The organism is Streptomyces sp. NPDC008238 (genome assembly GCF_042956445.1).
Taxonomy (GTDB): Bacteria; Actinomycetota; Actinomycetes; order Streptomycetales; family Streptomycetaceae; genus Actinacidiphila.
In genome coordinates this window covers 58,276-83,940 of record NZ_JBIBGK010000011.1, presented here as the reverse complement: position 1 = coordinate 83,940, position 25,665 = coordinate 58,276, and the positions used below count along the sequence as shown (strand labels likewise).

At 73.3% G+C, this 25,665-nt stretch carries 25 protein-coding genes and 3 tRNA genes; 8 read left to right on the top strand and 20 right to left on the bottom strand.

The features are described 5' to 3' along the window. Positions 1–35 precede the first annotated feature (35 nt). The 3 genes from ACFZAU_RS22970 to ACFZAU_RS22960 form a co-directional block, all read right to left on the bottom strand. On the bottom strand, positions 36–2,183 hold the full coding sequence (locus ACFZAU_RS22970) for a SpoIIE family protein phosphatase (RefSeq protein ID WP_500553726.1): 2,148 nt from the start codon (positions 2,181–2,183) through the stop codon (positions 36–38). Between the two features lie 135 nt (positions 2,184–2,318). Continuing rightward, positions 2,319–2,391: transfer RNA gene (locus ACFZAU_RS22965), tRNA-Lys, on the bottom strand. Beyond that, on the bottom strand, positions 2,354–2,590 hold the full coding sequence (locus tag ACFZAU_RS22960; RefSeq protein WP_500553824.1) for a hypothetical protein: 237 nt from the start codon (positions 2,588–2,590) through the stop codon (positions 2,354–2,356). The genes ACFZAU_RS22965 and ACFZAU_RS22960 overlap by 38 nt, the downstream gene beginning before the upstream one ends. Here ACFZAU_RS22960 and ACFZAU_RS22955 point away from each other — a divergent pair. The 4 genes from ACFZAU_RS22955 to ACFZAU_RS22940 all read left to right on the top strand — a co-directional run bounded on the left by ACFZAU_RS22955 (position 2,589) and on the right by ACFZAU_RS22940 (position 4,167). Next, entirely contained in the window at positions 2,589–2,897 is a 309-nt protein-coding gene (locus ACFZAU_RS22955) for a hypothetical protein (RefSeq protein WP_500461431.1), read from the top strand. The two genes, ACFZAU_RS22960 and ACFZAU_RS22955, sit on opposite strands and share 2 nt — an antisense overlap. 27 nt (positions 2,898–2,924) lie before the next feature. After that, positions 2,925–3,416 carry a hypothetical protein gene (locus tag ACFZAU_RS22950; RefSeq protein ID WP_500461432.1) on the top strand — a complete coding sequence of 164 codons (492 nt, stop codon included), beginning with the start codon at positions 2,925–2,927 and terminating at the stop codon, positions 3,414–3,416. Positions 3,417–3,704: 288 nt separating this feature from the next. Then, positions 3,705–3,872: a hypothetical protein gene (locus ACFZAU_RS22945; protein WP_500461433.1), complete on the top strand. Its 168-nt coding sequence runs from the start codon at positions 3,705–3,707 to the stop codon at positions 3,870–3,872. A gap of 222 nt (positions 3,873–4,094) precedes the next feature. After that, positions 4,095–4,167, top strand: a tRNA-Lys gene (locus tag ACFZAU_RS22940). Positions 4,168–4,236: 69 nt separating this feature from the next. Here the strand turns inward: ACFZAU_RS22940 and ACFZAU_RS22935 are convergent. From ACFZAU_RS22935 to ehuB, 5 genes are all read right to left on the bottom strand, one after another. Continuing rightward, positions 4,237–4,992, bottom strand: a complete 756-nt coding sequence (locus ACFZAU_RS22935; protein ID WP_500461434.1) for an IclR family transcriptional regulator — start codon at positions 4,990–4,992, stop codon at positions 4,237–4,239. A 215-nt stretch (positions 4,993–5,207) separates the two neighbouring features. Then, positions 5,208–6,017, bottom strand: coding sequence for an ectoine/hydroxyectoine ABC transporter ATP-binding protein EhuA (gene ehuA, locus ACFZAU_RS22930; RefSeq protein WP_500461435.1), 810 nt, complete (start codon positions 6,015–6,017; stop codon positions 5,208–5,210). After that, complete coding sequence (gene ehuD, locus ACFZAU_RS22925) at positions 6,007–6,642, bottom strand: ectoine/hydroxyectoine ABC transporter permease subunit EhuD (RefSeq protein ID WP_500553725.1); 636 nt, start codon at positions 6,640–6,642, stop codon at positions 6,007–6,009. Before ehuD ends, ehuA begins: the two co-directional genes overlap by 11 nt. Further along, positions 6,642–7,343 (bottom strand): ectoine/hydroxyectoine ABC transporter permease subunit EhuC, encoded by a 702-nt coding sequence (gene ehuC / locus ACFZAU_RS22920; protein WP_500553823.1) that lies wholly within the window; start codon positions 7,341–7,343, stop codon positions 6,642–6,644. The genes ehuD and ehuC overlap by 1 nt, the downstream gene beginning before the upstream one ends. Before the next feature lie 27 nt (positions 7,344–7,370). Further along, entirely contained in the window at positions 7,371–8,288 is a 918-nt protein-coding gene (gene ehuB, locus ACFZAU_RS22915; protein WP_500553724.1) for an ectoine/hydroxyectoine ABC transporter substrate-binding protein EhuB, read from the bottom strand. A gap of 141 nt (positions 8,289–8,429) precedes the next feature. Between ehuB and ACFZAU_RS22910 the strand changes: the two genes are divergently transcribed. After that, entirely contained in the window at positions 8,430–9,914 is a 1,485-nt protein-coding gene (locus ACFZAU_RS22910; RefSeq protein WP_500553723.1) for an NAD-dependent succinate-semialdehyde dehydrogenase, read from the top strand. A 247-nt stretch (positions 9,915–10,161) separates the two neighbouring features. On the opposite strand, the gene ACFZAU_RS22905 is transcribed toward ACFZAU_RS22910, so the two are convergent. Continuing rightward, complete coding sequence (locus ACFZAU_RS22905; RefSeq protein WP_500553722.1) at positions 10,162–11,256, bottom strand: LLM class flavin-dependent oxidoreductase; 1,095 nt, start codon at positions 11,254–11,256, stop codon at positions 10,162–10,164. Positions 11,257–11,323: 67 nt separating this feature from the next. Then, entirely contained in the window at positions 11,324–13,189 is a 1,866-nt protein-coding gene (locus tag ACFZAU_RS22900; protein ID WP_500553721.1) for a putative bifunctional diguanylate cyclase/phosphodiesterase, read from the bottom strand. Positions 13,190–13,573: 384 nt separating this feature from the next. On the opposite strand from ACFZAU_RS22900, the gene ACFZAU_RS22895 reads away from it, so the two are divergent. Next, the gene (locus tag ACFZAU_RS22895; protein WP_500461515.1) at positions 13,574–14,755 is read left to right on the top strand and encodes a M6 family metalloprotease domain-containing protein; all 1,182 of its coding nucleotides are present in this window, start codon (positions 13,574–13,576) and stop codon (positions 14,753–14,755) included. A gap of 4 nt (positions 14,756–14,759) precedes the next feature. After that, positions 14,760–15,992: a M6 family metalloprotease domain-containing protein gene (locus tag ACFZAU_RS22890; protein ID WP_500553720.1), complete on the top strand. Its 1,233-nt coding sequence runs from the start codon at positions 14,760–14,762 to the stop codon at positions 15,990–15,992. Between the two features lie 80 nt (positions 15,993–16,072). On the opposite strand, the gene ACFZAU_RS22885 is transcribed toward ACFZAU_RS22890, so the two are convergent. The 7 genes from ACFZAU_RS22885 to ACFZAU_RS22855 form a co-directional block, all read right to left on the bottom strand. Next, positions 16,073–16,145 (bottom strand) — tRNA-Lys (locus tag ACFZAU_RS22885). 53 nt (positions 16,146–16,198) lie between these two features. Further along, positions 16,199–16,747: a bifunctional DNA primase/polymerase gene (locus ACFZAU_RS22880; protein WP_500553719.1), complete on the bottom strand. Its 549-nt coding sequence runs from the start codon at positions 16,745–16,747 to the stop codon at positions 16,199–16,201. Positions 16,748–16,859: 112 nt separating this feature from the next. Next, positions 16,860–17,231, bottom strand: a complete 372-nt coding sequence (locus ACFZAU_RS22875; protein WP_499599200.1) for a DUF8844 domain-containing protein — start codon at positions 17,229–17,231, stop codon at positions 16,860–16,862. A 77-nt stretch (positions 17,232–17,308) separates the two neighbouring features. Further along, entirely contained in the window at positions 17,309–18,634 is a 1,326-nt protein-coding gene (locus ACFZAU_RS22870) for an AAA domain-containing protein (protein WP_500553718.1), read from the bottom strand. Continuing rightward, positions 18,631–20,190 carry a hypothetical protein gene (locus ACFZAU_RS22865; RefSeq protein WP_500553717.1) on the bottom strand — a complete coding sequence of 520 codons (1,560 nt, stop codon included), beginning with the start codon at positions 20,188–20,190 and terminating at the stop codon, positions 18,631–18,633. The genes ACFZAU_RS22870 and ACFZAU_RS22865 overlap by 4 nt, the downstream gene beginning before the upstream one ends. Continuing rightward, complete coding sequence (locus ACFZAU_RS22860; RefSeq protein WP_500553716.1) at positions 20,181–21,275, bottom strand: hypothetical protein; 1,095 nt, start codon at positions 21,273–21,275, stop codon at positions 20,181–20,183. Before ACFZAU_RS22860 ends, ACFZAU_RS22865 begins: the two co-directional genes overlap by 10 nt. Before the next feature lie 78 nt (positions 21,276–21,353). Continuing rightward, positions 21,354–22,238, bottom strand: coding sequence for a phosphatase PAP2 family protein (locus tag ACFZAU_RS22855; protein WP_500553715.1), 885 nt, complete (start codon positions 22,236–22,238; stop codon positions 21,354–21,356). Between the two features lie 260 nt (positions 22,239–22,498). Here ACFZAU_RS22855 and ACFZAU_RS22850 point away from each other — a divergent pair, with 260 nt between their 5' ends. After that, positions 22,499–23,182, top strand: a complete 684-nt coding sequence (locus ACFZAU_RS22850) for a TetR/AcrR family transcriptional regulator (RefSeq protein ID WP_500553714.1) — start codon at positions 22,499–22,501, stop codon at positions 23,180–23,182. Between the two features lie 101 nt (positions 23,183–23,283). On the opposite strand, the gene ACFZAU_RS22845 is transcribed toward ACFZAU_RS22850, so the two are convergent. The 3 genes from ACFZAU_RS22845 to ACFZAU_RS22835 form a co-directional block, all read right to left on the bottom strand. Beyond that, entirely contained in the window at positions 23,284–23,409 is a 126-nt protein-coding gene (locus ACFZAU_RS22845; protein ID WP_500553713.1) for a hypothetical protein, read from the bottom strand. A gap of 190 nt (positions 23,410–23,599) precedes the next feature. After that, on the bottom strand, positions 23,600–24,988 hold the full coding sequence (locus ACFZAU_RS22840) for a sensor histidine kinase (protein ID WP_500553712.1): 1,389 nt from the start codon (positions 24,986–24,988) through the stop codon (positions 23,600–23,602). Next, a complete protein-coding gene (locus ACFZAU_RS22835) occupies positions 24,985–25,662 on the bottom strand; it encodes a response regulator transcription factor (protein WP_500461449.1) in 678 nt (225 codons plus the stop codon). Before ACFZAU_RS22835 ends, ACFZAU_RS22840 begins: the two co-directional genes overlap by 4 nt. Positions 25,663–25,665 lie beyond the last annotated feature (3 nt).

Sequence of the window (25,665 nt, the reverse complement as noted above, 5' to 3'; positions counted from 1 at the left end):
GCGTGGACCGAGCACCGCGAGCCGGGAACCGCGGCTCAACTCCCGTCGGCCGCCTCGAAGCCGGACGGCTCGTCGTCGGCCTGTTCGTCGTCGCCCGCCGCCGGTGCCCCCATCCGGGCCAGCAGCAGGGCGACGTCGTCGTCGGGTGACTGCAGCCGGGCGCCCAGGACGACGTCGCAGGTGTCCTCCAGCGAACGGTTGCGGCTCTTGAGCTTGAGCGCGCGCATCAGCGTGCGCAGCCCCACGTCGATGGACTGCCGGCGGTCCTCGACCAGCCCGTCGGTGAACAGCGCCAGCAAGGTGCCCTCCGGGAGCTTGCGCTCCACCGTGCGGAAGCGGATGCCGCCGACGCCCAGCGGCACCGCGCTGGGCAGGTCGATCAGCTCGGCGCGGCCGCCGGGCGGCACCAGCACCGGCGGCAGGTGCCCGGCGGTGGCGAACTGGCAGCGGCCGGTCGCCGGGTCGCAGACGGCGTAGACGCAGGTGGCGATGAAGTCGCCCTCGGCACTGCCGGTGATGTTGTCCAGGTGCGCCAGCACCTCGTGCGGCGGAAGGTCGAGCCGGGAGAAGGCCCGGGTCGCCGTCCGCAGCTGGCCCATGATCGCGGCCGCGTGCAGGCCCTTGCCCATCACGTCGCCGACGATCAGCCCGACCTTGCCGTCCCGCAGCTGCAGGACGTCGTACCAGTCCCCGCCGACCTCCCGGACGGCGGGGATGTAGCGCGCGGAGATCTCGATCCCGTCCACGCGCGGTGGCTCGTGCGGCAGCAGGCTGCGCTGCAGGGTGAGGGCCGCGTTGCGCTCGCCCGCGTACAGGCGGGCGTTGTCGATGGAGATCGCGGCCCGGGCGGCCAGCTCCAGCGCCAGGGTCCGGTCCTCGTCGTCGAAGGGCTTCTGGTTGCGGGTGCGGAACATCCCCACCGCCCCCAGCACCTCGCCGCGGGCGATCAGCGGCGCGGCGAGGTAGGAGTGCGCCCCCGCCCGTTTCAGCTGGGCGGCGGCCCGTTCGTCGCGGGCTATGCGGCGCAGCATGCGGCTGCTCACCCGGTGCACGACCACCGGCAGGCCCTCCCGCACGATCTTGGTGATCAGCCGGTCGTCGGGGTACCGGGCCAGCTCGCCGACCGGGTCGACGGCGCCGATCGCCTCGCCGGACTCGGCGGCGGCGACGGCCAGCGCCCGGAACTCGGCCGACTGCTGGGCGCGCACCTTGGGCACCGGGCCGCCGCGCAGCACCTCGTCCAGCACGTCGACGGTGGCGATGTCGGCGAGCGTCGGCACCACCACCGAGGCCAGCTCCCGCGCGGTCTGCTGCAGGTCCAGCGTGGTGCCGATCCGGGTGCCGGCCTCGGCGATCACCGCGAGCCGGCCGCGTGCCTCGGCGATCTCCTCGGCCGCCTGGTGGCGCTCGGTGAAGTCCGCGATCGACGCGGCCAGGCCCAGCACCCGCCCGGTGGGGTCCTGGATCCGGTAGTACGAGACCGACCAGGCGTGGTCGTGCTCCTGGTCGGCGTAGGTCCGCACCACCGTCTCCAGGTCCAGCAGCGGCTCCCCGGTCTCCAGCACCTGCCGCATCCGGGCCTCCATCGCCCGGAACTCCGCGCCGGGCGAGATCTCCCGCACCCCGCGCCCGATCATGGCCGCGGCGGGCAGGCCGTGCAGTTCCTCCATGGCCCGGTTGACCCGCACGATCCGCAGGTCGGTGTCGAAGACGGCGAGCCCGATCGGGGACTGGTCGACGAGGCTGGCGGACAGCGCCATGTCCGTCTCCACGCGCCGCACCGTGGAGAGGTCGGCGCCCAGGCCCAGCGCGTAGACGCCGCCGTCCACGTCGTGCATCCGCATGTTGCGGAACTCCACGTCGCGGGTCGTGCCGTCGGCGTGCACGATCGGGAACACGCCCTGCCAGATGGCACCCGCCCTGACCTGCTTGAACAGCTCGGTGACCAGCTCCAGCTTGTCCGGCGCCACCAGCAGCAGACCGGCGTTCTGGCCCAGCGCCTCGGCCGCCGAGTAACCGAACAGACGCTCGGCCTCCGGGCTCCACAGCACGATGTGACCGGTCCGGTCCAGCACCATCGCCGCGACCTGCAGCAGGTCGAGCAGACCCCCGGGCGAGGCGGCCCCTGGACTCGGCCGGGCCTCCCTGCCCGTGCCGGGCGGCGGCGGATCGTGCGCGCGCATGGCCTCCTCGTGAGCCCCCGTAGAGCCCTCACATCATCGTTACGGGATATTTTCGCACCGAGTCACCCGGGACGCCGCCCTTGCCGCACAAATGAGCGAGGGCGCCCTTCCCGAAGGAAGGGCGCCCTCTCGCTGTGCGCCGCCAGGGACTCGAACCCCGAACCCGCTGATTAAGAGTCAGCTGCTCTGCCAGTTGAGCTAGCGGCGCTCACCGACAGAGAGGATCCTACCGGACCTGCGGGGGTGCTCCCGACCACGTCGTCCAGGAGCGCGGGGTCGTCGTCCAGCCATCCGAGGCGGACCATCTTCACCCCCGCCTGGAACCGGCTGTCCGCCCCTATCTGCTGCATCAGCTCGGCCACTATCCGCCGTACCGTCCGGTCGGACAGGCCCAGCTTCCGGCCGATGGCCTCGTCCGTGAGCCCGGAGGCGAGCAGCCGGACGACCTCCCGATGTCGCGCGGCGGGGGCGGCGCCGACGTCGTCGGTGAACAGGTCCGAGGCCGCGGCCCAGCAGTGCTCGAACATCTGCCGCAGCACGGCCACCATGGCGGGGCTGCGCAGCACCATGGCGGAGCCCGGGCTCCGCTCGGAGTGGGCCTCGGGGCCGAGCGGCGGCACGATGGCGAGGGTGTGGTCGACGATGATCAGCTTCATGGGCACCGTCGCCGCCGTACGGACCTCGCCGCCGTCGTTGACCATGGTCCGCAGGTGAGCGCGCACGTGCGGCACGGCCGCGGCCGTGGCCAGGTGGATGGAGCGCATCGCGACGCCCCGGCTGAGCGCCTCACGGTTGCGGTCGTCCGCCTCGAAGAGGTGGTCCTCGGGCAGCGCGCTGGGGTGCATCGACAGGATCTCGGTCGTGACGGTGCTCGCCGCCTCGTCCAGGATCGCCGCGATCTGGGACGGCTGGGCGGCGACCTCGATGCGCGCCTCCGCCAGTTGCCGCATGTGCACTGGCTGGAATTCGGACGCCACCTGGCTGAGCGCGGTGTGGGCGTGGGTGATGGTGCCGACCAGTTCCTCGGTGCGCCGGCGGCTGCCCTCGATGAGCTGGGCCATCGCCGTCGCGGGGGAGTGCACCGACCAGCCGCTGCGGGAGGAGGGGAACTGGGCCGCGAGCCCCAGTTCCGCCAGGCAGCGCAGGGCTTCGTCCAGTTCTTCGCGCGACCAGCCGGTGAGTGAACAGACGCTCTCCGGTGTCCAGTCGGCCTCGGCGAGTGCCAGGGCGTAGAGTTCCTGCGCCCGGGCGCGCAGAAGGTCGTCGGTCACTGCTCGCACCCCCAATGCTTCACGTCACCCCCGGCTTCGATCAGGTTAAGGGGCGGGGCTCGTGTATGGACCCTTCGGGGCCCATCCGGTCCCATGTGTCCGCATAGGGCCATGTCCGAATCCGGAACGCGAAAACTACAGACCAGCGGCCCGGCGTCCGACAGAATTCAGTCAGTCGTACGGTTCCCCCAGACCGGCGCAGCACCTCCACCAGCAATACCCCAGCTCACACCCCCAGGACAGGCCTGCCATGACTTCGATTCGCCGCTTCGCCCTCCGTGTCGCACTGGGCGTCGTCGCTTCCATCTCGATGGGGCTGATCGGCGCGAGCGCAGCATCCGCGCAGCCTGCACCGGCCGGTGACATCGCGTGGACGGCGCCCAACCTCGTCATCCACGCGAATGACATCGCCTGGTAGGTCCCGGGCGTAGTACCCCCAAAGACAACAACACCCCCCCAAAGCCACACCCCCTCCCCCCACGCTGATGGGCCCGGCATACCTCCCCCCTCTTGCCGGGCCCTTCAGCATGCCCGCGTGACGGGCGGCCGTACGGGAGTTCGGCGAGGGGTCCGGTCCGCCCCCGGGGCCGGTGGGCGTGGTCATGAGCACCCCCCGGGACCCCGTATGATTGTTCTGCACGCGCCGCTAGCTCAACTGGCAGAGCAGCTGACTCTTAATCAGCGGGTTCGGGGTTCGAGTCCCTGGCGGCGCACAGCGAGAGGGCGTCCCTCCTCCGGGAGGGGCGCCCTTCGTCGTGTCCGGTGCGTGCGTCGTCGCGGCCTCAGAGGGTCAGTGAGAGCAGCACCGGCGCCGCGCGCTCGTTGAGGGTGTCGGCCGCGCCCTTGAGGCGGTGGGCCTGGGTGACGGGCAGGGAGAGGGCGAGGCAGCCGACGGCCTTGCCGACGGTGATCGGGATCGCGGCGCAGACGGTGCCGATCGCGTACTCCTGGATGTCCAGGGTCGGGGTGCTGGCCGGCTGGCTCTCCAGCTTGGTCAGCAGCAGCTTCTCGCTGATCGTCGTCTTGGAGGTGAGCCGTACCGTCTTGTGCCGGGACAGGTGGTCGCGGCGTCCGTTGTGGTCGAGTTGGGTGAGCAGGCACTTGCCGACCGCGCTGGCGTGGGCGGCGAAGCGGAAGTCCACCCACTCGTTGACCTTGGGTGCCGCCGGGCCGTCGGCGAAGTCGACGATCTTGACCTCGCCGTCGTCGTAGCGGCTGAAGTAGACGGCCGCGCCGACCTCGTCGCGCAGGGCCGTCAGGATCTTCTTGATCTTCTCGCCGAGCGCCAGGTCACGGCTGGCGCTGCCCAGCAGGACCAGCGACTCCCCGACCGCGTACCCGCCGCCGGGCAGCGCGTTGAGGTAGCGCTCGCGGTTGAGCATCGCGAGGAGTTGGCCGAGGTAGGCGATGGGTACCCCGATTTCGCGGGCGAGCTGCTCGGCGGTGACGCCGTTCCTGTGCTTGTCCACGGTCTCGAGCACGCGCAGCGCGTGCTGGACCGCGTAGACCGGCGCGACCTGTCGGTGCTCAAGCGCCACGGTGTCCCCCTACAGGTGTGACCGTTTGCGTCCTTGCTGTAGCTGCTGGTCACGGCTGCCGGGCACGACGGGCGGGCCCGGCAGCTGGGCCGGATTCCACGATAGCCTCAATGTTGTTTGCAGTAGAGCCCGTTGGAGCTTTCCGTACGCGGCCTCAGGCGTATACGCAGGAACGCGCCACTCTGGCATATGCCAAGGGCACGGACCAATTTTCCTCAGAGCACCGCACCGAGGAATTCCCGGGTCCTGGCGTGCTCCGGGGAGCCGAAAATCCGCTCCGGCGGACCGGACTCGACGACACGGCCGCCGTCGAACATCAGTACGCGGTCCGAGACGTCCCGGGCGAACCCCATCTCGTGGGTGACGCAGAGCAGCGTGATGTCCGTACCGCGGGCGATGTCCCTGAGCACGTCCAGCACACCGGCCACCAGTTCGGGGTCGAGCGCCGAGGTCACCTCGTCCAGCAGCAGGATGTCGGGCCGCATCGCCAGCGCCCGGGCGATGGCGACGCGCTGCTGCTGGCCGCCGGAGAGCCGGGTGGGGTGGGCGTCCTGCTTGTCGGCGAGACCCACCAGCTCCAGCAGCCCGCGGGCGCGCTCGGCGGCCTCGTCGCGGTCCATGCCGAGGACGTGCACCGGGGCCTCGGTGACGTTGTCCAGCACCTTCATGTTCGGGAAGAGGTTGAAGTGCTGGAACACCATGCCGATCCGGCGGCGCGTGGCGCGCAGGTGCCGCTCGTCGGCCGGCACGAGCCGCCCGCCGCGGCCCGGCATGTGGGAGAAGGGCGTGCCCTCCACGTGGATGACGCCCTCGGTGACCCGCTCCAGGGTCATCAGCAGCCGCAGGATGGTCGTCTTGCCGGAACCGCTCGGGCCGATCAGCGTGACGCGCTCGCCGCGGCCGACCTCCAGGTCGAGGTGGTCGAGCACGGTGTTCTCCCCGTACCGCTTGACCACCCGGTCGAAGCGGACGGCGGGCGCCGTGGGAGGGGACCCGGCGGGGACGGTGGACTCTTCAGTGAGCAAGGCGCTTCTCCAGCTTCCGCATCAGGATCGAGGTGGGGCAGCTCGCGACCAGGAAGACCACGGCCGCGATGGTGAACGCCTCCAGGTAGGCGAAGTGGTCACTGCCGAAGCGGTTCGCCTCGTGCACCATCTCGTCGACGGTGATGACCGAGAGGAAGGGCGTCTCCTTGAACATCGAGATCACGTAGTTGCCGAGGGCGGGCACGATCTTCCGCACCGCCTGCGGCAGCACCACGGCGGACCAGGTGCGCGCCCGCGGCAGCGACAGCGCGACGGCCGCCTCCCACTGCCCCTTCGGCACCGCGTCGATGCCCGCCCGGTACACCTCCGAGGTGTACGTCGCGTAGTGCACGCCGAGCACGGTGATCCCGATCACCAGCGGGTCCAGGCCCGGCACCAGCACCCAGACCGCGAAGAGCTGGATCATCACCGGCGTCGAGCGCACGAACTCCACGGCCGCCCGCAGCGGCAGCGTCACCCAGCGGCCGGCCGTGCGCCGCAGCACCGCGATCGCCAGTCCCAGCACGACGGCGAGCGCCGAGCCCAGCACCGTGGCCAGCAGGGTGATCCCGAAGCCGCGCAGGATCAGCGGCAGGCCCTCGCGGGCCGTCTCCCAGCTCCACATCAGGCCCGACCTCCCGCCGGCTGCTGCCCGAGCCGCGCCTTGGCCACGGACTCCAGGCCGTTCACGGCCAGCGTCAGCGCGTACGCCAGGACGAAGTAGACGACCAGGAGCAGCAGGTACGCCGTCGCGGTGTCACCGGTGGTCGAACGGAGCTGGTCCATCTGGAAGGTGAGGTCCGAGATGGTGATCAGCGACATCAGGGGCGTGCACTTCAGCAGCTGGACCAGCAGGTTGCCGAACGGCGGGATCATCTGCGGCCAGGCCTGTGGCAGGACCACCAGGCGCATCCGCTGCCAGGGCGTCATGCTCAGCGCGACCGCCGCCTCCCGCTGCCCGGCGGGCACGGCGTCGAGGGCGCCCCGGACGACTTCCGAGCCGTACGCCCCGTAGTTGAGCCCGAAGGCGACCACGGCGCAGGCGAGCGGCACGAGCTTGAAGCCGAGGATCGGCAGCGCGAAGAAGAGCCAGAACATCTGGACGTACAGCGAGGTGCCGCGGAAGAACTCCACGACCACCCGGGCGCCGCCGCGCACGAGCAGCCGCCGCGAGCGCGCCATGAAGCCGAGGACGAAGGCGAGCAGCAGCGCGAGTGCCGCGCCCAGGACGGTGGCCTGCACGGTGACCCACAGGCCGGCCCCCAGGCTCGGCAGGGAGTGCGTGAACTCCGTGAGGCCGGAGAGGGGTTCACCGGCGCGGAGCAGGTACGGGGACGAGGACAAGGCGCCGCCTCAGGCCTTGCACAGCTGTGCGGTGCGCAGGGTCGCCGGCGGGACCTCCGCCTTGGTGAAGCCGTACTTCCCGATGAGGGACGTGTAGCGGCCGGGGTCGGCGGTGATCTTCCCCAGCTCCTTGTTGAACGCGTCGCGCAGTGCGGTCGCGTCCTGCCGGAACACCGCGCCGCCCGGGCTGTACTGCTTGCGGCCGCCGACCACCGGCAGGAAGGGGTCCAGCACCTCCACCGCGGCGCCGTCGTTGGTGCGGGCCAGCCAGCGCAGCGAGATCCCGGTCAGGGCGAAGGCGTCGATCCGTCCGGCGAGCAGCGCGTCCACCCCGTCCTGCTGCTTGGCCAGGGACTTCACCGAGGTCAGCGGCACCCCCGCGGCGTCCGCGTAGTCCGCCTCTACCGCCGCGCTGAGGACGCCGACGGTGGCCTTCTCGCGGGCGCAGGACACCAGGTCGCTCAGGCCCTTGGGGTTGCCCTCGCGGACCATCAGCGCGGTCGGCGAGACGAACTCGGGCTCCGAGAAGATCACCTTTGTGCACCGGTCGGGCGTGATCGCCATCCCGGCGCTGACCACGTCGAAGCGGTCGGCGGTCAGGCCCGGTATGAGCGCGCCGAAGTCGGTGAGCGTGGGCCGCAGTTCCGGTACGCCGAGCGCCGTGAAGATCTCCCGGTGGAGGGTGGGCGCCTCGCCGGCCAGCTCGTTGCCGTCCCGGTACCCGTACGGGGCCTCGCCCGCGAACCCGACCCGGACGTACCCCTGCTTCCTCAGCCTGGCCAGCAGGTCGCCGTCGCCGGTGGGCGCGCCGGTGCCCACCTGGGTACGGCTGCAGGCCGCCAGCAGCCCCGGGACCGCGGCGAGACCGCCGACGGCCGCGGTTCGGGAGAGGAAACCCCTGCGGGACAGTGCACTGCGCTCCGACATGAACCAGACCTCCGGTAGTTCGCTTCCGTGCGGCACGGTGACCGCACGAGGGCCGCGCCTACCCCGGCGCACCGGGGGCATTCATGCGAATCTGGTGGGGTACCCGATGTCCGGAACGTCCGCGAGAGGCAGGGAGCTGCCATGAGCGACAGCACCGAAGGGAACGGCAAGCGCGAGCAGCTGGTCGTCGAGCGGGTGCCGAAGGCACTGCTCGTCGGCGGCCGCTGGCGGCCGGCGAGCGACGGGCGCTTGTACGAGGTCGAGGACCCCTCCACCACGCGGCCGCTGTGCGCCGTGCCGGACGCCGGGGCCGAGGACGCCGAGGCGGCGATGGACGCCGCGGCCGCCGCGCAGGAGGGATGGGCGGCCACGGCGCCGCGCGAGCGCGGGGAGATCCTGCGCCGGGCCTACGAGCTCATCGTGGAGCGGCAGGACGAACTCGCCCTGCTGATGACCCTGGAGATGGGCAAGCCGGTCGCCGAGTCGCGCGGCGAGGTCCTCTACGCCGCCGAGTTCTTCCGCTGGTTCTCCGAGGAGGCGGTACGGATCGAGGGCGGCTGGCGTACCGCGCCCGACGGCAACGGCCGGATCTGGGTGATGCGCCGGCCGGTGGGCCCGGCGCTGCTGATCACCCCGTGGAACTTCCCCATGGCGATGGGCACCCGCAAGATCGGCCCCGCCGTCGCCGCGGGCTGCACCATGATCGTCAAGCCGGCCCACCAGACGCCGCTGTCGATGCTCGCCCTCGCCGAGGTCCTCGGGCAGGCCGGGCTGCCGGACGGCGTGCTCAACGTGCTGACCACCTCACGCCCCGCGGAGATCAGCGACCCCCTGACGCGGGACCCGCGGCTGCGCAAGCTCTCCTTCACCGGTTCCACGGGCGTCGGGCAGAAGCTCATCGAGCTGAGCGCGCGGCAGGTGCTGCGCACCTCCATGGAGCTGGGCGGCAACGCCCCCCTCATCGTCTGCCGGGACGCGGACCTGGAGAAGGCCGTGGAGGGCGCGGCCATCGCCAAGATGCGCAACATCGGCGAGGCCTGCACGGCCGCCAACCGGATCTACGTCCACCGCGAGCTGGCCGAGGCCTTCACCGGGCGGCTCGCCGAGAAGCTCGGCTCCATGGTCGTCGGCCGCGGCACCGAGCCCGGCACCCAGGTCGGCCCGCTCATCGACGGCGCGGGCCTGGACAAGGTGGACCGCCTGGTGCGCGACGCCGTGACGGCCGGGGCCCGCGCGGTCACCGGCGGCGCCCCGCTCTCGGACCGCCCCGGCTACTTCTACCCGCCGACCGTGCTGGCCGACGTGCCGCCGGACGCGGCGATGCTGCGGGAGGAGATCTTCGGCCCGGTCGCGCCGGTCGTCACCTTCGAGGACGACGACGAGGCGATCCGGCTGGCCAACGACACCGTGTTCGGCCTGGTCGGCTACGTCTTCACGGAGAGCCTGCGGCGCGGGATCCGCTACGCCGAGGAACTGGAGACGGGCATGCTCGGCCTCAACAAGGGCGTGGTCTCCACGCCCGCGGCGCCCTTCGGCGGCGTCAAGCAGTCCGGGACCGGACGCGAGGGCGGCGCCGTGGGGATCGACGAGTACCTGGAGATCAAGTACGTGGCGGTGGACGTCTAGGGCCTGTTTCGAAAGTAGCGCCGGCCGCCCGGAGGGCGGGTCCCGCGGCGTCTGGTGCGGTGCATCGCAAGGCGGAGAGTCGTCCTCGTAGTGGGCTACTCGGACGATTCGACAACGCAGCGAGGCGCCGTGCCAGGCGTCGCGGGACAGGCGGGACTTTCGAAACAGGCCCTAGCGGAGCCGCCCCGGGCGCGCGGACGGACGGTACGCCCGGGGCGTGGGCGGCGCCCACGCCCCGGCCCCGGGGTCAGGCGCCGCCGGGCAGGCCGTACGCGTCGGCGATCAGCTCGTAGGAACGCACCCGCGCGGCGGGCGTGTGGGCGTTGGCCGTGATCATCAGCTCCTGCGCGCCCGTGCGGCGCACCAGCGCGTCCAGGCCCTCGCGGACCGCGTCCGGCGTGCCGTGCACCACGTTGCCGAGCCACCCGTCGACGAAGTCCCGCTCGGCCGGGCTGAACTCGTACGCCTCCGCCTCCTCCGGGGAGGGCAGCAGGCCCGGGCGTCCCATGCGCAGGCGCAGCATGCCCAGGGCGCCGCTGAGCACCTGCCGGCGGGCGTCCTTCTCCTCCTCCGCCGCCAGTGCCGCGACGCCGATCAGCGCGTACGGCTCGTCCAGCACCTCGGAGGGCCGGAAGGACCTGCGGTACAGCTCCAGCGCCGGCTCGGTGTTCGCCGCGGAGAAGTGGTGGGCGAAGGCGAAGGGCAGTCCGAGGACCGCGGCCAGCCGGGCGCTGAAGGTGCTGGAGCCGAGCAGCCAGACCGACGGCCGCGCCGCGGACTGCACGCCGCCGGGCACCGTGCCCTGCACGGGACCGGGGATGGCGTGGATGCGCGCGTATGGGTGGCCCTCGGGGAAGTCGTCGTCCAGGAAGCGCAGGAGTTCGGACAGCGCTTGCGGGAACTCGTCGGCGCCCTCGTTCAGCCGGTCCGTGCGGCGCAGCGCGGCGGCCGTGGCGCCGTCGGTGCCGGGGGCGCGGCCGAGGCCGAGGTCGACCCGGCCCGGTGCCAGCGCCTCCAGGGTGCCGAACTGCTCGGCGATGACCAGCGGCGCGTGGTTGGGCAGCATGACGCCGCCGGAGCCGAGGCGTATGCGCTCGGTGTGGGCGGCGAGGTGGGCGAGGATCACGGCGGGGGAGGAGGACGCGACCCCGGGCATCGAGTGGTGCTCGGCGACCCAGTAGCGGTGGTAGCCGCGAGCCTCGGCGAGCCGGGCCAGCGCGACCCCGGAGACGAGGGCGTCCCTCGCGGTGAGGCCGCTGCCGACACCCGCCAGGTCGAGGACGGAGAGCGGGACGGGTGCGTTGCCGAGGGTGGTTCCTCGTACCGGGTCGTTCGTGTCCACGTGCCTGCGTCGCCTCCTGCGGCCGGTTCGCTGCCTACGGCAACGACCAACCCGGTACCGGCTCCCGCTATTCCCCGGGGACGGCGGCGTCCGGCCCGGGGCCGCGCAGGGCGGCGATGCCCTCGGCCGGCACGGGGCGCGAGTACAGCCACCCCTGCCCGGTGTCGCAGCCGATCCGGCGCAGCCGCTCCGCCTGCTCGGCGTTCTCCACGCACTCGGCGGTGACGGTCAGCCCGAGCCGGTGGGCGAGCTGCACCAGGGCCTCGACGATCGTCTCGTCGGCCGGGTTGGGGTGCAGGCCGTCGCGGAAGCCGTGCACGAAGCTGCCGTCGAGCTTGAGCGCGGAGACCGGCAGCCGGCTGAGGTAGGCCAGGTTGGAGTAGCCGGTGCCGAAGTCGTCGATGGCGATGCGCACACCCATCTCCTGCAGGGCGTGCAGGGCCTGCAGCGGCCGGCCGGCCGAGCCCATCACCGCCGACTCGGTCAGCTCCAGTTGCAGCAGCCCGGCGGGCAGCCCGGTGTCGTCGAGGATCTCCGCGACGTCGGCGACCAGGTCGGAGTCCCACACCTGGCGCACGGCGACGTTGACGCTGACGAAGAGGGGGTCGTCGGGCCAGTCCTTCTGCCACTGCCGTGCCTGGCGGCACGATTCGGCGAGTACCCAGCGGCCGAGCTGGACGATGGAGCCGTTCTCCTCCGCGAGCGGGATGAACCGGTTCGGCCCGAGCCGCCCGAAGTGCGGGTGCTCCCAGCGCACCAGGGCCTCGACCCCGCGCAGGCAGCCGGTGCCGAGTTCCACCAGCGGCTGGTACTCCAGCGTGAACTCCCCGCGCTCCACGGCCTGCCGCAGGGTGCTCGACAGCGCCTGCTTGGTCATCCGGTGGGCGTTGCGCTCGGGGTCGAAGAGCGTCCAGCGGGCCTTCCCGTCGGCCTTGGCCCAGTACAGCGTGGTGTCGGCGGCCTGCATGATGCCGGTGGCGGTGGCCCCGGCGGCCTCGCGCTCGACGACGCCGATGCTGGCCGAGACCGCCAGGCGCTGCCCGGCGAGGTCGAAGGGCAACTGCAGCGCCGTCAGTACGGAGTCGGCGAGCCCGGTGGCCTGCCCGGTGCCGGTGGAGTCCTCGACGAGGACGGCGAACTCGTCGCCGCCCAGCCGGGCGACGAGCGTCCCGCTGCGCCCGAGGCGGGCCGCGCAGTCCGAGAGCCGGCCGGCGACGGCCTTGAGCAGCCGGTCGCCGATCCGGTGGCCGAGGGTGTCGTTGATGGCCTTGAAGCCGTCGAGGTCGAGGTAGCACAGGCCGATCCGGCCGGTGCGGCTGTCGGCGCCCTCCAGCGCGGTGGCCAGGCGCTCGAAGAACAACTGCCGGTTGGGGAGCCGGGTGACCGGGTCGTGCATCCGCAGGTGCCGCAACTGCTCGCGCAGGTCGCGGGTCTCGCCCAGGTCCTCCACGGACATCAGCGCACCGCCGGGCACGGGCACGACGACGACCTCCGCCCAGACCGTGCGTCCCTCCGGTCCGCGCACGGGTCTGGTGCGGCGCAACTCCCTGCGCCGTCCGGTCAGTACGTCCTCGTACTCGGCGTACTCCGGGCTCTCCGCGAGCGGGGGCGCCTCGCCGCCGGCGCCGGCGAGGCCGAGCAACTCCGCCGCCGAGCGGGTGGTGAGCAGCAGCGGGTCCGCGCCGAGCAGCGCACCGAGCGCCGGATTGGCCTCGCGCACCCGGCCGTCGGGGTCGACCAGTGCCATCGGCAGCCGGGCCACGTTGAAGGCGGCGTGGTAGTCGCGCACCTCCGGCGACGTGCGCTCCGGGGCCGGCCGTTCGGAGGCTGACCGTTCCGGGGCCGAAGCGTGACACTGAGTGACCGTCGTGGCCGTCGCCTCGGGTTCGAGGTCCGGGCCTCCCGAGGGTCCGCCCACCGCTGGCTCCCGCATAGGTGTCGTCTCGCACACGTGGTCGTGGAGAAATCGAATGACCGCCAAGAAGCGGCGTTCATGCTGGAAATGTGCCGATCATAGACGTTGGGGAATTGCCGCGGCCACCGCCGTCGTGGTGATTCTCGGCACGCGGCATGCGATCTTGATCATTTGTGATTGGCCCCTGAATTCCATTGACCGGTTTTCGTCACTCATTACGCACTGTAGTGATCGGACGGTAACCCGGGCGGCGCAGCATAACAGGGCAAAACATAGCAAACCGTAGCAGCGTGATGTGGGTGTCCCGACCCCGTACGGGAGGTCCACGTGCCGCTGTCAGGGCTACCCATACGTGCGCATCGGCGGTTCCGCCGGAGCGTCCGCGGGCATGCCCCCGACGGGATCCGGGCGGCCATCGCCGCCGTCAGCGTCTTCGCGGCCGTCGTCGCGTGGACGCTGGTCACCGGCCCCGCGGCCGGGGGCTCGGACTCCTCGCTGTGCGCCCTGCAGCGGACCCGGGCCCACCACTCCGAGGGCGTCAGCGCCTGGAACGCCGCCTACCCGCGCGCCCGCGGCGACGTTGACGCGCTGATGGTGTTCCTGGCGTTCCCCGACGCCGCCCCCACCATCAGCCCCGGCGAACTGGCGGCCGATCACTTCCCGGCCACCACCGACTTCTTCGCCCGCGCCTCGTACGGCACCTTCCGGCTGCGGCCGCGCATCCTGCCGCACTGGCTGCGCATGCCCGCGCCGTCCACCGCGTACGGCATCGGCCGCGACTGGAGCCCCGCGCTGCGCGCCCGCTACCTGAGGGACGCCGTGGTCGCGGCCGACCGGCAGGTGGACTTCTCCCGGTACGGGGTCGTCTACCTGGTCGCCGACCCCGACGCCCCGGGCGTCGACCCGGACGCCACCAAGGTGGTCAACCTCGGCCGGCCGGTCCAGGTCGACGGCGCGGACCTGCACCGCTTCGTCACCGTCTTCGAGGGCCACCCGCCGGACATCAACGTGCTGGCCCACGAGACCGGCCACGCCTTCGACCTGCCCGACCTCTACTACCGGCCGCCCGCGGGCAGCATCGCCGACTGGGACACCCACGTCGGGGACTGGGACCTCATGGGCAGTCAGTTCGGCCTGGCCCCCGACTTCTTCGCCTGGCACAAGTGGAAACTGGGCTGGCTCCGGCCGTCGCAGGTCCGCTGCGTCATCGAGGGCGGCACGCACACCTTCCGCCTCAGCCCCGTGGAGCGGCCCGGGGGCACCAAGCTGCTGGTGCTGCCCGCGGGCCTGGAGGGCGCCGTCGCCATCGAGGCCCGCGCCGCCCTCGGCAACGACCGCCTCACCTGCAGCCAGGGCGTGCTGATGTACCGCGTCCGGGCCGACGTGTCGTCGGGCGACGGTCCCGTGGACGTCGTCGACGCCCACCCGGGCAGCGAGGGGTGCGGCGAGTCCTCGGTGTACCCGCCGCTCGCCGACGCCCCGCTGCGGACGGGGGAGACGTACGCCCTCGGCCGCTCGGCGCGCGTCCGCGTCGCCGACCGCCACTCCGACGGATCCTGGACCGTCCAGGTCACCCAGGGCTGAGGCGATGCGCGGTCCCCGGGCGCTCGCGGTCGTGGCCTCGGTGCTCCTGTTCGCCGCCGGCAGCACCGCCGTCACCGAGGGCGCGCCCGCCGCGGCCCCGCCGGCCGACCGTCCCTGTGCGCTGCGCGCGGCGCCGGGCGTCACGATGTCCGAGGGGTTCGGGGGCGCCGACGGCCGGGAGTTCGCCCGCGCCACCGGCGAGGTGCGGGCGCTCACCCTGCTCGTCGACTTCCCCGACAAGCCCGCCCCCTACAGCGCCGCCGAGCGCTACAGCGAGTTCTTCCCCGCCGTGCGGCACTGGTTCTACCGCGCCTCGTACGGGAAACTGCGCTACGTCTCCACGCCGGTGCTGCGCTACATCCGCATGCCCCGGCCCTTCGAGTCGTACGGGATAGGGCGCGGCTACGGCTGGCGGACGCACACCGCCATGATGCGGGACCTGCTGCGCGTCGCCGACCGCGAGGTCGACTTCTCGGGGTACGACCTGGTCAACGTCCTGGTGACGCCCAACGCCGGTCCGCCCGCCGAGCAGGCCGTCCTCTCCGTGACCTGGACCGGCGCCTCGGCCGCCACCACCGACGACGGCACGACCCTGGACCGGGTCTCCCTGGTCTACGGCCACGACCAGTCCGGGGCACGGGTGCTCAGCCACGAGAACGGCCACGCCTTCGGGCTGCCCGACCTGTACTCCGTCGAGGACTTCGGGCACACCGACACCCTCGCGGGCCAGTGGGACAGCATGTCGCTGGACTGGGGCCTGCAGGGCGACCTCTTCGCCTGGCACAAGTGGCGGCTGGGCTGGCTGGACGACTGGCAGGTCGTCTGCGTCCGCGACCCGGGCGCCCGCTCGGTGCACCTCACCCCGGTCGAGGTGCCCGGCGGCCGCAAGGCGGCGGTCATCCCCCTGGGCCGGACCCGGGCGTACGTGGTCGAGGCGCGCGCCGCCCGCGGCAACGACAGCGAGGCCTGCCGCGAGGGGGTGCTCGTCTACCAGGTGCGCACCGACGTCGACTCGGGGCACGGCCCCGTCACCGTCGCGGACGCCCACCCGCGCACCTCCGCCTGCGAGTACAGCAGCGCCACCTTCAACGCGCTCAACGACGCCCCGTTCTCCACCGGCGGACGCTTCACCGACCGCGCCCGCGGCCTCACCGTCGAGGTCCTCGGCCGTGACCGGGAGGACGAGGGCTGGACGGTGCGCATCACCACCACGCGCCCCCTGTGGGACGGCCCGTAGCGGCCCCGGGAGCACGGCACGGAATGACGAAAGGCGCCCTCCCGATGGGAGAGCGCCCAGGTCAACGGCTGTGCCGTGAGTGCGCCGCCAGGGACTCGAACCCCGAACCCGCTGATTAAGAGTCAGCTGCTCTGCCAGTTGAGCTAGCGGCGCTCGCTGACGTCGTAGACATTAGCATCCGCTTGCGGGCGGGTGAAAATCGATAATCATCCGGCCTCCGCGCGGGCCGCCCGGACGCAGGCCCACAGCAGGACGTCGGCCCCGGGGAGCCAGGGCCGGCGGGTGTCGGGGGCGACCAGCCAGCGGGAACGCGCGTGGCCGGTGTCCCCGTACGGTGGGGGCAGCGCCACCGAGTCCCCCGCGCCGTGGCACAGCACCGGCGGCGCCGTCAGGCCCCATTCCTCCCAGCCCAGCAGCGTGGGGAGGCGTGCGGCGGTGCCCGGCTCGGCGAGCAGCAGCAGCCGTCCGCGCAGCGTCGCGGCCGGGCCGGAGCCCGGTCCCGCGGACCACAGCTGCTCCAGGACCCGGCGCCCGAACAGGGCCGGCAGGTTCACCGCGTCGAAGGCCGTCCCGCAGGGCAGCACGCTGGGCGCGGTGGGCCGGGCGGACCACAGCGCGCGCACGCTGCGCGGGAAGGCGCTGGCGGAGGCGAGCCAGTCGGCCCCGTCGGGGGTGGGGTACTGCGCGTACGGATATGGGTGGGAGGCGGACTCCGGCACGCCCCCCGGCCATGTGTGCCACTGCCAATCACTCATGACCCATACAACTACCGTGAGTGAACGTTTCGCTACGCGACATCCCCCGAAGGCCGGACACGCCCGCCATGTGTCCGGTACCTTGCCCCGAACGCATATGCCAGGTGCGCCGTCAGGACAGCGCCGCGTCCCCGCCGCGCATCAGGCCCTCGCCGAACTCGATCATCCGCTTCGCGTAGTCCTCGGACCAGCCCGCCTGCTCGGCGATGGCGGCGGGGGTCAGCCGGTCGAAGCGCTTGGGGTCGGCGAGCTGCGCGGCGGCCATGGCCTGGAACTCCGTCGCCCGGTCCGCGGCCGCGCGGAAGGCGAGGGTGAGCTCCGACGCACGCGACAGCAGCTCCCGGGGATCCTCGATGGACTCCAGGTCGAAGAAGTGCTCCTCGTCCTCGGCCAGGGCGGCGGGCTCGAACAGCAGCTGGGCGGGTTTCAGGCGCGGGGCGGGCTGCTTGCCCGCCGCGCTGTGAGCCGACTGCGGCTCGGACATGAACGTACCTCCAGGATCGTCAGCGCCTTCCATTGTCCCGCCTCGCGCAAGAGTGCCCCGGGCGGACGGCCGGCGCGCTACGGCCGCCAGGCCACGCGGTGCTCGGACAGGTGGGCCAGCACGGCGTGGTTGGCCTCCCAGCCGTCCGGGAACTTCACGGTCACGCCGAGCTGCACCGGCTCCGTCGAGGGGTGCTCGTCCAGCAGCTCCGAGACCCCCGCCCGGCACACCACGATGCACGCGTGCCGGTGGCGCGAGGCCAGCACGCACAGCCGCCCGGTCTCCAGGTGGAACGCGGTGGCGTCGGGACGCCCCGACAGCGGGTGCAGCACCACGGTGACGTCGAACTCCCGGCCCTGCAGCCGGTTGGCGGTGTCCACGGTGACCCCGGTCACCCCCAGGCCGGCCAGCGCCGTGCGGACCGCCGCCGCCTGGTCGCGGTGGGCGGTGCCCACCGCGATCCGGTCCGGGCCCACCGGGGCGGTGCCCCGTTCGGAGACCGCCACGCCGCCGCGGTCCAGCAGCCGCCGGACGACCAGCGCGACCGCGCGCACCGCCTCCGGGTCCGTGCGCGGGGTGCGCCGCGGGGGCAGCTCCAGCAGCCCCCAGCCGGAAGCGGCGGCCTCGTCCACCACCCGGTCCGGGCCCGAGCCGTCACCGGGGACGCCGAAGGACAGCCGCCGGTCACCGTGGTCGGTGCCGCTGCGGAACGGGGTGTACGGGTAGAAGGCGTCCGAGACCAGCGGAGCGGCGGAGGCCGGCAGCCGCCAGGACACCGGCAGCCGGTGCTGCGGCAGCCCCGGGTTGTGCGCCAGCAGGGTGACCACCGCGCTGGCCGACGGGTCGTAGCTCAGGCCCGCCCACTGCTCGGCGCCGACCACGCTGAACGGGTCCAGCTGGCCGGGGTCGCCGACGAACAGCGCCCGCTCGAACAGTCCGGCCACCTGCAGCAGCGCGTCCGAGCGCATCTGGTAGGCCTCGTCGACGATGGCGTGCCGCCAGGGCTCGGTGTCCTTGACGAAGGCCCACTTGGCGGCCGTCGCGATCACCACCTTGGCCCCGGCGAGGTCCGCCGCCTTGGCGGACTTCAGCACCGCCTCGTGGCGGTCGAGCACCGGGTCCGGCGGCGAGTCGCTGCCGTGCAGCCGGCCGATCGGCAGCCCCGGGTCGGCGGTGGCCAGCCGGTCCACCAGGTCGTCCACCTGCGCGTTGGTCTGGGCGACCACCATCAGGGACTCGCCGGCCGCGACCAGCTCCTGCGCGGCGCGCACCACGAGGGTGGACTTGCCCGCGCCGGGCGGCGAGTCCACGACGACGCCGCGGTGCGTGCCGTGCAGGGTGTCGTGCAGGATCCGCTCGGTCGCGGTGCCGGCCGCCCGGGCGGCGTCGCTCACCGGGCTCACAGATAGTCCTCCGTGGTCGCTGGGTCGGAGCTCTCGGCGGGGACGACGGCGGCGGGAACGACGGCCGCGGGCGTGCCGACGCCCGCGGTGGCGGCGCCCGGGGGCCCGCCGTGGGTCCACGGCGTGTCCTCCGGATCCGGCAGCCCCGCGCCGCCGCGCGGCGCGTGCTCGAACAGCGTCCAGCACACCTCGTCCCCTTCCTCCGGCACCGTGCCGGGGTCGGGGACCTTGCCGCGGCCCATGCCGTTCACGACCCGCAGGAGCACCGCCCCGGTCCCGGCCCACTCGACGAACCGGGCCTGCTGGGTACGGCCGTCCGGCAGCGCGCGGTAGAGCTTCGCGTCCTCGTCCAGGTGGGGCCGGTCCTGTGTGAGGACCGTCACCAGGGGGCGCGGCTTGGGCACCTTGCCCTCGCTCATCGCCATCTCCACCCGGTCCACCCGGCCCGCGAAGGCCTCCCCGGCCAGCCGCCGCCCGGCCATCACCAGCGGGTCGTCCAGCGCCTCCTGGGCCTCCAACCGCACCTGCGCGGTCTCCCGGCCGGCGAGCTTCTGGGCCGCCGACACGGCGTCGTCGCGGCGGGGCTGCGGCGGTTCCCCGGCGCGCACCCGGTCCCGGTGGGAGGTGTACGACCAGCGGTCGCGCTTCCAGCGGTCCGCGACGTGGCCGCCCTCGGGCAGCTCGCGCAGCAGGTCCAGCGACCGCCACACCGCGTCCCAGGTGGGGCGCATCTGGCCGGCCAGCAGGCGGGCGATCTCCTCCCCGGCACCGCTGATCCCGGCGTCGTAGCGGGCGGTCGCCGGGGCGAGCACGGCGTTGTCGAAGACCGGGTCGGTCGCCGGGCCGGCCGGCGGGCAGACCAGCAGGCCGTCCGCGCCGCGGTGGGACTCCGCGCGGCGGGCCGCCGCCATGCCCGTCGTGCCCTCGGGCGGGTCGATCCAGGCCAGCAGCGCGCCCAGGTGCTGGTCCTCGAGGTTGCTCTGGCCGGTCGCCCAGTGCCGGGAGAGCAGTTCGGTCGCGGACAGCAGCAGCGCGGAGCCGGGGGTGCGGGCGCGTTCCCCGTAGTGGGTGAGCCAGCGGCCGAGCAGCGGCACCCGGGCCGGCACCGGGTGCGGCTCGTCGGGGTCGTCCTCGGCGGTGCGGCGGAAGCGGGTCGAGCGCCCGAGCAGACGCACGTACTCCGCCGCGGGCGTGTTGGCGACCACGATCTGGGGCGCGTCGGCGCAGACCTCCGACTCCTCCCGGTTGCGGGTCGCCGGCTCGGTCTCCGTGTCGTCCGCGTAGGACTCCAGGTAGGGGAGGACGACCTGGGCCAGTTCGGCGAGGAAGGCGAAGCGCAGGTCGCGGTCGCGCGGCTGCGGCACCGCCAGCACCCGCGGCGCGTCCCGGTCCGTGCCGACCAGGGCGCCCAGCGGTGCGCCCACCTCGCCCGCGGTGGTCAGCGGGACGAGGACCAGCGGCCGGTCCGACAGATGGCGGTGGCGCACCGTCGCGAGCGGGGTCGCCCGGCCGGTCGCCATGGCCTCCGCCCGGGCCAGCACGGAGATCAGCGACATCCCAGCGCCTCCGCCCGCAGGGCCTGCGCCCGCCGCAGCGCGGCGACCGCGGGATCGTCGGGATCGCCCTCGGTGCCCAGCGCTGCCGCCAGCACCTGCTCCACCTCGGTCAGCGAGCCCAGTTCACCGCGCACGCCGCGGCCGAGCACCTCCACCGCGCCGCAGCCCCGGGCCTGTTCACGGCAGTGGAAGGACAGCTCGCAACTGGCCAGGCACTCGGGCGCGTAGGCCGCGGGCAGCCGGTCCACCGCGTCGGAGAGCTCCGCGGCGGGGCGGGTCGCCGTCCGTCCGTCGTCGGTCAGCCGCAGGTCGAAGGTCGTGCCCTCGGGCAGGGCGGCGGCGATCTCCTCGATCCGGGTCAGCCGGTTCAGCTGCCGCCGGGTGACCGAGAGCTGCTTGCGGACGTCGACGAACTCGGAGGCGGGCAGGTTGGAGAAGTCCTTCGGGCACACCAGCAGCACCCGCTGCTCCGGGGTGCCGAACCCCAGCCGCTCCAGGGCCAGGACGTACACCGCGGCCTGCCGGGCCGCCGCGCCGACCTTCACCGCGTCCGCCGAACCGTCCAGGATCGGGAAGGACTTGATTTCCACCACCGTCCACGAGCCGTCCGGCCGTACGGCGATGGCGTCCGGCTCGAGGTAGACGGGTGAGTCCGCGACCTCGAGCACCAGCAGGGGGTGGTCGAGCAGGGTCCACCGGCCCGCCGCGGTCGCCTCCTTGAGCGCGAGGCGGGTCCGGGCGACCCGGCCCTCGGGGCCCGGGGCGGACAGGTCGGGCAGCACGGCCTCGGTGTTCTCGGGCGCGCCCAGCAGGCGCAGTAGTTCCGCGCACCCCTCGGCCTTCACCCGGGCCTCGAAGGCATGGCCCCGTACGAAGGCGAACTGCGACTGCCCGAAGGGCGCGGGGTTGCCCAGCACACGGGCCACCGCCGCCTTGTCCACCCCCGCGGCGTCCAGCAGCGCCCGGCGCCGGCACCCGGGGTTGGCGGCGAGCGCCGCCAGGGCGCGCGCGTCCATCGGGCGCGGCACGGTCGTCGGGCCACGCAGCGCGGCCAGCCGCTCTCGCAGATCGTGCGTAGTGCTCACCCGCGCAAGTCTCGCACCCCCCACCGACAACGCGGGCCACAACGCGGACGCCGCCGGTCCGCGGCCCCGGCCGCGGCGTCAGTGCCGCGGTTCGACCGCGGGTTCCGGCAGGATCCCGACGTCCGCCGGGGCGAGGTCGCGGGAGGTCGCGACGACCGTGGAGGGGGCGGGCCGCGGTGCCGCGAACCGGGCGCGCGCCGCGTCCGTCGTGAGGTCCACCACACGCAGCGCGGGACGCGCCAGCAGGAACCCGATGCCCATCACGGCGATGCCGGCCAGGGCGTCCAGCAGGTAGTGGTTGGCGGTGCCCATGACCACGAGGGTCGTGCCGAGGGGGTAGAGGACGCCCAGGGCGCGGACGAAGGATGTGCGTCCGTGGCGCCAGAGCATGATGCCGCACCACAGCGACCAGCCCACGTGCAGGCTCGGCATGGCCGCGTACTGGTTGGTCATCCCGCCCAGCCCGCGCGGCGCGCTCGCCTCGGCGCCCCACCAGCCGTAGGAGCCGTACTGCGCCATGGTGTCGACGAAGCCGTGGCCGGCGGCCAGCAGCCGCGGCGGGGCGGTGGGCATCAGCGTGAAGCCGATCAGCCCGATGAGGGTGGACAGCAGCAGCCAGGTGCGGGCGAGCCGGTAGACGGTGGGCCGCCGGCGCCACAGCCAGACCAGCACCACGGGGGTGACCAGGTAGTGGAGGGAGGCGTACCAGAAGTCGGCGGGAACACCGAGCGCCCGGTAGCGGCTGAAGAGGGAGTTGAGCCAGCGCTCGGGGTCGAGGCTGAGCGCTCCCTCCAGGTGGAGTATGGCGATGCCGTGGTCGACGGCCCGGCCCACGTCGCCGCGTACGAGGAGGCGGCCCGCGGTGTAGAGGCCGTAGACCACCGCGATCAGCGGCAGTTCGGTCCACCAGCGGAGCCCGCCCCGGTAGGCGGACGCCCGCGGGGCGGTCATGCTCATGGTCATCCGGCCGTTCTCCCCCCATCTCTCCCTGTGAGAGTCACATCGGTCTACCGTACGACGTACGCTAGGGAACCCGGGCACCGCCCCCGCCTATTCCCTTCACCCCCGATTCGTCCTGGATTCAAGTAGCTGTGCTCGGGAAGACGTGCGAAAAGACGCCCCGACTCCTCCCCGGGTTGCCCGGTAACGCGGGAGAATCAAGGAAACCGCTCGACCCGCAGACCGCTCACCCACGATTCCCCCCGACCGGACACACATTCCACATGACTGTGACCCCGCCGGCCCGCTCCCCACGGCGCCGCGTCCCCCGCAACACCCTGAACCCGGACCGCGTCCTCGACGCCGCCGTCGCGCTCCTCGACCGCCACGGGCCCGAGGCCTTCACCATGCGTGCGCTCGCCCAGGAACTCGGCGTCGGCACCATGGCCGTCTACTCCCACTTCAAGGGCAAGGACGAGATCATCGACGCCGTCAACGAACGGATGCTCGGCGAGATCGAACTGCCCCCCGGCTCCGGCGAGCCGCGCGGGCAGCTTATTGAACTCTGTGTCGGTGTGTACCGGCTTTTCAGTGAGCATCCCTCCGCGCTCCAGTTGCTGACGAGCCGCCCGCTCCGCGGCGACGAGGCCATCGCCGTCATCGACCGCATGCTCTGCCTGCTGATCACGGCCGGACTCGACCCGCCGGCCGCCGCCCGCGCCCAAGTGGCCCTGATGCAGTACACGGTGGGCGCCGCCCTGTGGGTGGTCCGCCGCAAACGCGCGGAGTGCGAGGAGGCCGAGGCCGGGCTGCGCGAGAGGATCCGCAGCCGGCTCGCCGACCTGCCGCCGGACCGGTACCCCTCGCTCGCCGGGCTCGCCCCCGAGCTCGTCGCGGCCCAGCAGTCGAGCCGCGCGCAGTACGAGTCCGGGCTGTCCGCGCTGCTGGACGGTCTGCTCCGCGGCTGAGCGCGCGGCGCGCACACGGGAGCGCCCCGGCCGGGGCGGGGTGCTGAACTGCCGGCCGGGGCGCCCGTGTGGGGGGAGCGGGGATGGTCGTGTGCGCGGCCTCAGCCGCCGTGGGCCGCGAAGGGCCCGGCGCCCGAACCGGCGGCCGCGGCCGCGGTCGTGCCCGTGGCCGTGCCCCCGAGGAGGGCGGCCCCGCGGGTGGGACGACGGCGATGCGAGTTCCTCATGGAGCCGCACGCTAGCGCTGCCGATTCGGACAAATGCCCAGAGCCGCGCGGGCGTTCGATCTTTTATGGCGCGCTTAAGGGAGCCATCGGGGCCGGTTAATGGTTCGGACCTCCGCGGGCCTCCCGGGGGGACGGGGTGACCCGGCGGCCGGGGCCCGGCGCCCGGGATCCGGCCGGGGCCCGGGGCGGGTCAGGCCTCCGTGGCCGCGGCGGGGCGCCCCAGTCGGCGGCGGCGCACCACCCGGTGGTTGCGCTTGCCGCCCGTCGCGAGCGGGCGCAGCGCGATCCACACCCGGATCTCCGCGCCTCCCAGCACCGAGGCGCCGAGGCGTACGTCGCCGCCGGTGGATTCCGCCATGCGCCGCACGATGTCCAGCCCGAGGCCCGTCGAACCGTCGCCGCCCGCGCCCTGGCCGCGCCGCATCGCGGCCGCGGGGTCCCTGATGCCGGGGCCGGCGTCGGAGACCAGCACGATCACCGCGTCCTGGCTGCTGTGCACGTCCACCGCGAAGGCCGTGCCCTCCGGGGTGTGCCGGAAGACGTTGCCGAGCATCGCGTCCAGCGACGCCACCAGGTCGGCCCGGGCCACCGGCACCCGCACCGGGCGTTCGACGCCGGCGGTGCTCACCTCGCGCCCCTGGTCCTCCGCGAGCGCCGACCAGAAGGCCATCCGCTCCCGGATCACCTCGGCCGCGTCGCAGCCCACCGCGACCGGCTGGCTCTGGGCCTGCTGGGCGCGGGCGGTGCGGATGACCTGGTCCACCTCGCGCTCCAGCTGGGCCACCGCGTGCCGGGTCTGCTCCCCGGCCGGACCATCGCCCAGCGAGGCCGCGTTGAGCCGCAGCACGGTCAGCGGGGTGCGCAGCCGGTGCGACAGGTCGGCGGCCAGTTCCCGTTCGTTGGCGAGCAGTTGTACGACCTGGTCGGCCATCGCGTTGAACGCGGCGGCGGCGGAGCGCAGTTCGGCGGGGCCGTCCTCCGGGACGCGTACGGTCAGGTCCCCGCGCCCCAGGCCGTGCGCGGCCTCCGCGAGACGCCTGGCCGGGTGCACCATGCGTGTGCCCAGCCGGTCCGCCACCGCCACCGCGCCCACGATCAGGGCCACGCCGACCAGTGCCAGCACGGCCCAGGCGGTGGTGACCCCGCGGCTGACCTCCGCGTCCGGCACGAACACCTCGACCACCGCCACCGAGCCCGAACCGACCGCGGTCGGCTGCAGCAGGGCGTAGCCGCCGGCCACCGGGACGGTGGCGGCCCGGCCCAGTTCGGATGCCCGGTCGAGGTCGGCGTCCGGCGCGTGCGGGTCGCCGATCCGGACCCCGGCCGTGCCCTCCGTCGCCGGCACCCGTACGGCGATGCGCCCGTCGGCGCCGGCCTGCGTTGAGGCGACGGCCCGCTCCAACTGGGTGCGGTCGGTGGTGATCGCGAGCGCCGGCCCTATCGCCGCGGCCTGCCGCTCGGCGTTGCCGATCGCCCGGTCCCTGGCCATCTCCTTGACCGTGAGCGCCAGCGGCACCGCGAAGGCGACGACGACCATCGCCGTCACCGCGACGCAGACCTTGACCAGCGCCCACCTCACCGGGGTGGCTCCAGTTTCACTCCCACCCCGCGCAGCGTGTGCAGGTAGCGCGGCCGGGCCGCCGTCTCCCCCAGTTTGCGGCGCAGCCACGACAGGTGGACGTCGATGGTCTGGTCGTCGCCGTACGACTGCTGCCACACCTCCGACAGCAGTTCGCGCCGCGCCACCACCACCCCCGGCCGGGCCGCCAGGAAGGACAGCAGGTCGAACTCGCGGCGCGTCAGGTCCAGTTGCGTCCCGTCCAGGACGGCCTGGCGGCGCAGGACGTCTATCCGCAGCCCGCCCACCCGCAGCACCCGGTCGGCCTCGTGGGTACGGGAGCGGCGCAGCACGGCCGTCATGCGCGCCGACAGGTGCTCGACCGAGAACGGTTTGATGAGGTAGTCGTCGGCGCCGGCGTTGAGCAGCCGTACGATCTCCGACTCGTCGTCCCGCGCCGTGGCGATGATCACCGGCACGTCGGTGATGCCGCGCAGCATCTTCAGCGCCTCGGCCCCGTCCAGGTCCGGCAGGCCGAGGTCCAGGATCACCACGTCGAAACCGACCTGTGCGACCTCCCGCAGCGCTTCCAGGGCCGTGCCCACGCTCCGTACGGTGTGCGCGGCCTCGGTGAGGTGCCGGATGAGGGCGGAGCGCACGAACTGGTCGTCCTCGACCACGAGCACACTTGCCATGGC

Bases quoted from the DNA above. Each gene is read 5' to 3' on its own strand.
- ACFZAU_RS22945 (WP_500461433.1), top strand. From the start codon at position 3,705: ATGACTTCGATTCGCCGCTTCGCCCTCCGTGTCGCACTGGGCGTCGTC.
- ACFZAU_RS22890 (WP_500553720.1), top strand. From the start codon at position 14,760: ATGCGCGGTCCCCGGGCGCTCGCGGTCGTGGCCTCGGTGCTCCTGTTC.
- ACFZAU_RS22875 (WP_499599200.1), bottom strand. From the start codon at position 17,231: ATGTCCGAGCCGCAGTCGGCTCACAGCGCGGCGGGCAAGCAGCCCGCC.
- ACFZAU_RS22955 (WP_500461431.1), top strand. From the start codon at position 2,589: ATGGCCTCGTCCGTGAGCCCGGAGGCGAGCAGCCGGACGACCTCCCGA.
- ACFZAU_RS22850 (WP_500553714.1), top strand. From the start codon at position 22,499: ATGACTGTGACCCCGCCGGCCCGCTCCCCACGGCGCCGCGTCCCCCGC.
- ACFZAU_RS22910 (WP_500553723.1), top strand. From the start codon at position 8,430: ATGAGCGACAGCACCGAAGGGAACGGCAAGCGCGAGCAGCTGGTCGTC.
- ehuD (WP_500553725.1), bottom strand. From the start codon at position 6,642: ATGTGGAGCTGGGAGACGGCCCGCGAGGGCCTGCCGCTGATCCTGCGC.
- ACFZAU_RS22845 (WP_500553713.1), bottom strand. From the start codon at position 23,409: ATGAGGAACTCGCATCGCCGTCGTCCCACCCGCGGGGCCGCCCTCCTC.
- ACFZAU_RS22855 (WP_500553715.1), bottom strand. From the start codon at position 22,238: ATGACCATGAGCATGACCGCCCCGCGGGCGTCCGCCTACCGGGGCGGG.
- ACFZAU_RS22835 (WP_500461449.1), bottom strand. From the start codon at position 25,662: ATGGCAAGTGTGCTCGTGGTCGAGGACGACCAGTTCGTGCGCTCCGCC.
- ACFZAU_RS22970 (WP_500553726.1), bottom strand. From the start codon at position 2,183: ATGCGCGCGCACGATCCGCCGCCGCCCGGCACGGGCAGGGAGGCCCGG.
- ehuB (WP_500553724.1), bottom strand. From the start codon at position 8,288: ATGTCGGAGCGCAGTGCACTGTCCCGCAGGGGTTTCCTCTCCCGAACC.
- ACFZAU_RS22900 (WP_500553721.1), bottom strand. From the start codon at position 13,189: ATGCGGGAGCCAGCGGTGGGCGGACCCTCGGGAGGCCCGGACCTCGAA.
- ACFZAU_RS22865 (WP_500553717.1), bottom strand. From the start codon at position 20,190: ATGTCGCTGATCTCCGTGCTGGCCCGGGCGGAGGCCATGGCGACCGGC.
- ACFZAU_RS22880 (WP_500553719.1), bottom strand. From the start codon at position 16,747: ATGAGTGATTGGCAGTGGCACACATGGCCGGGGGGCGTGCCGGAGTCC.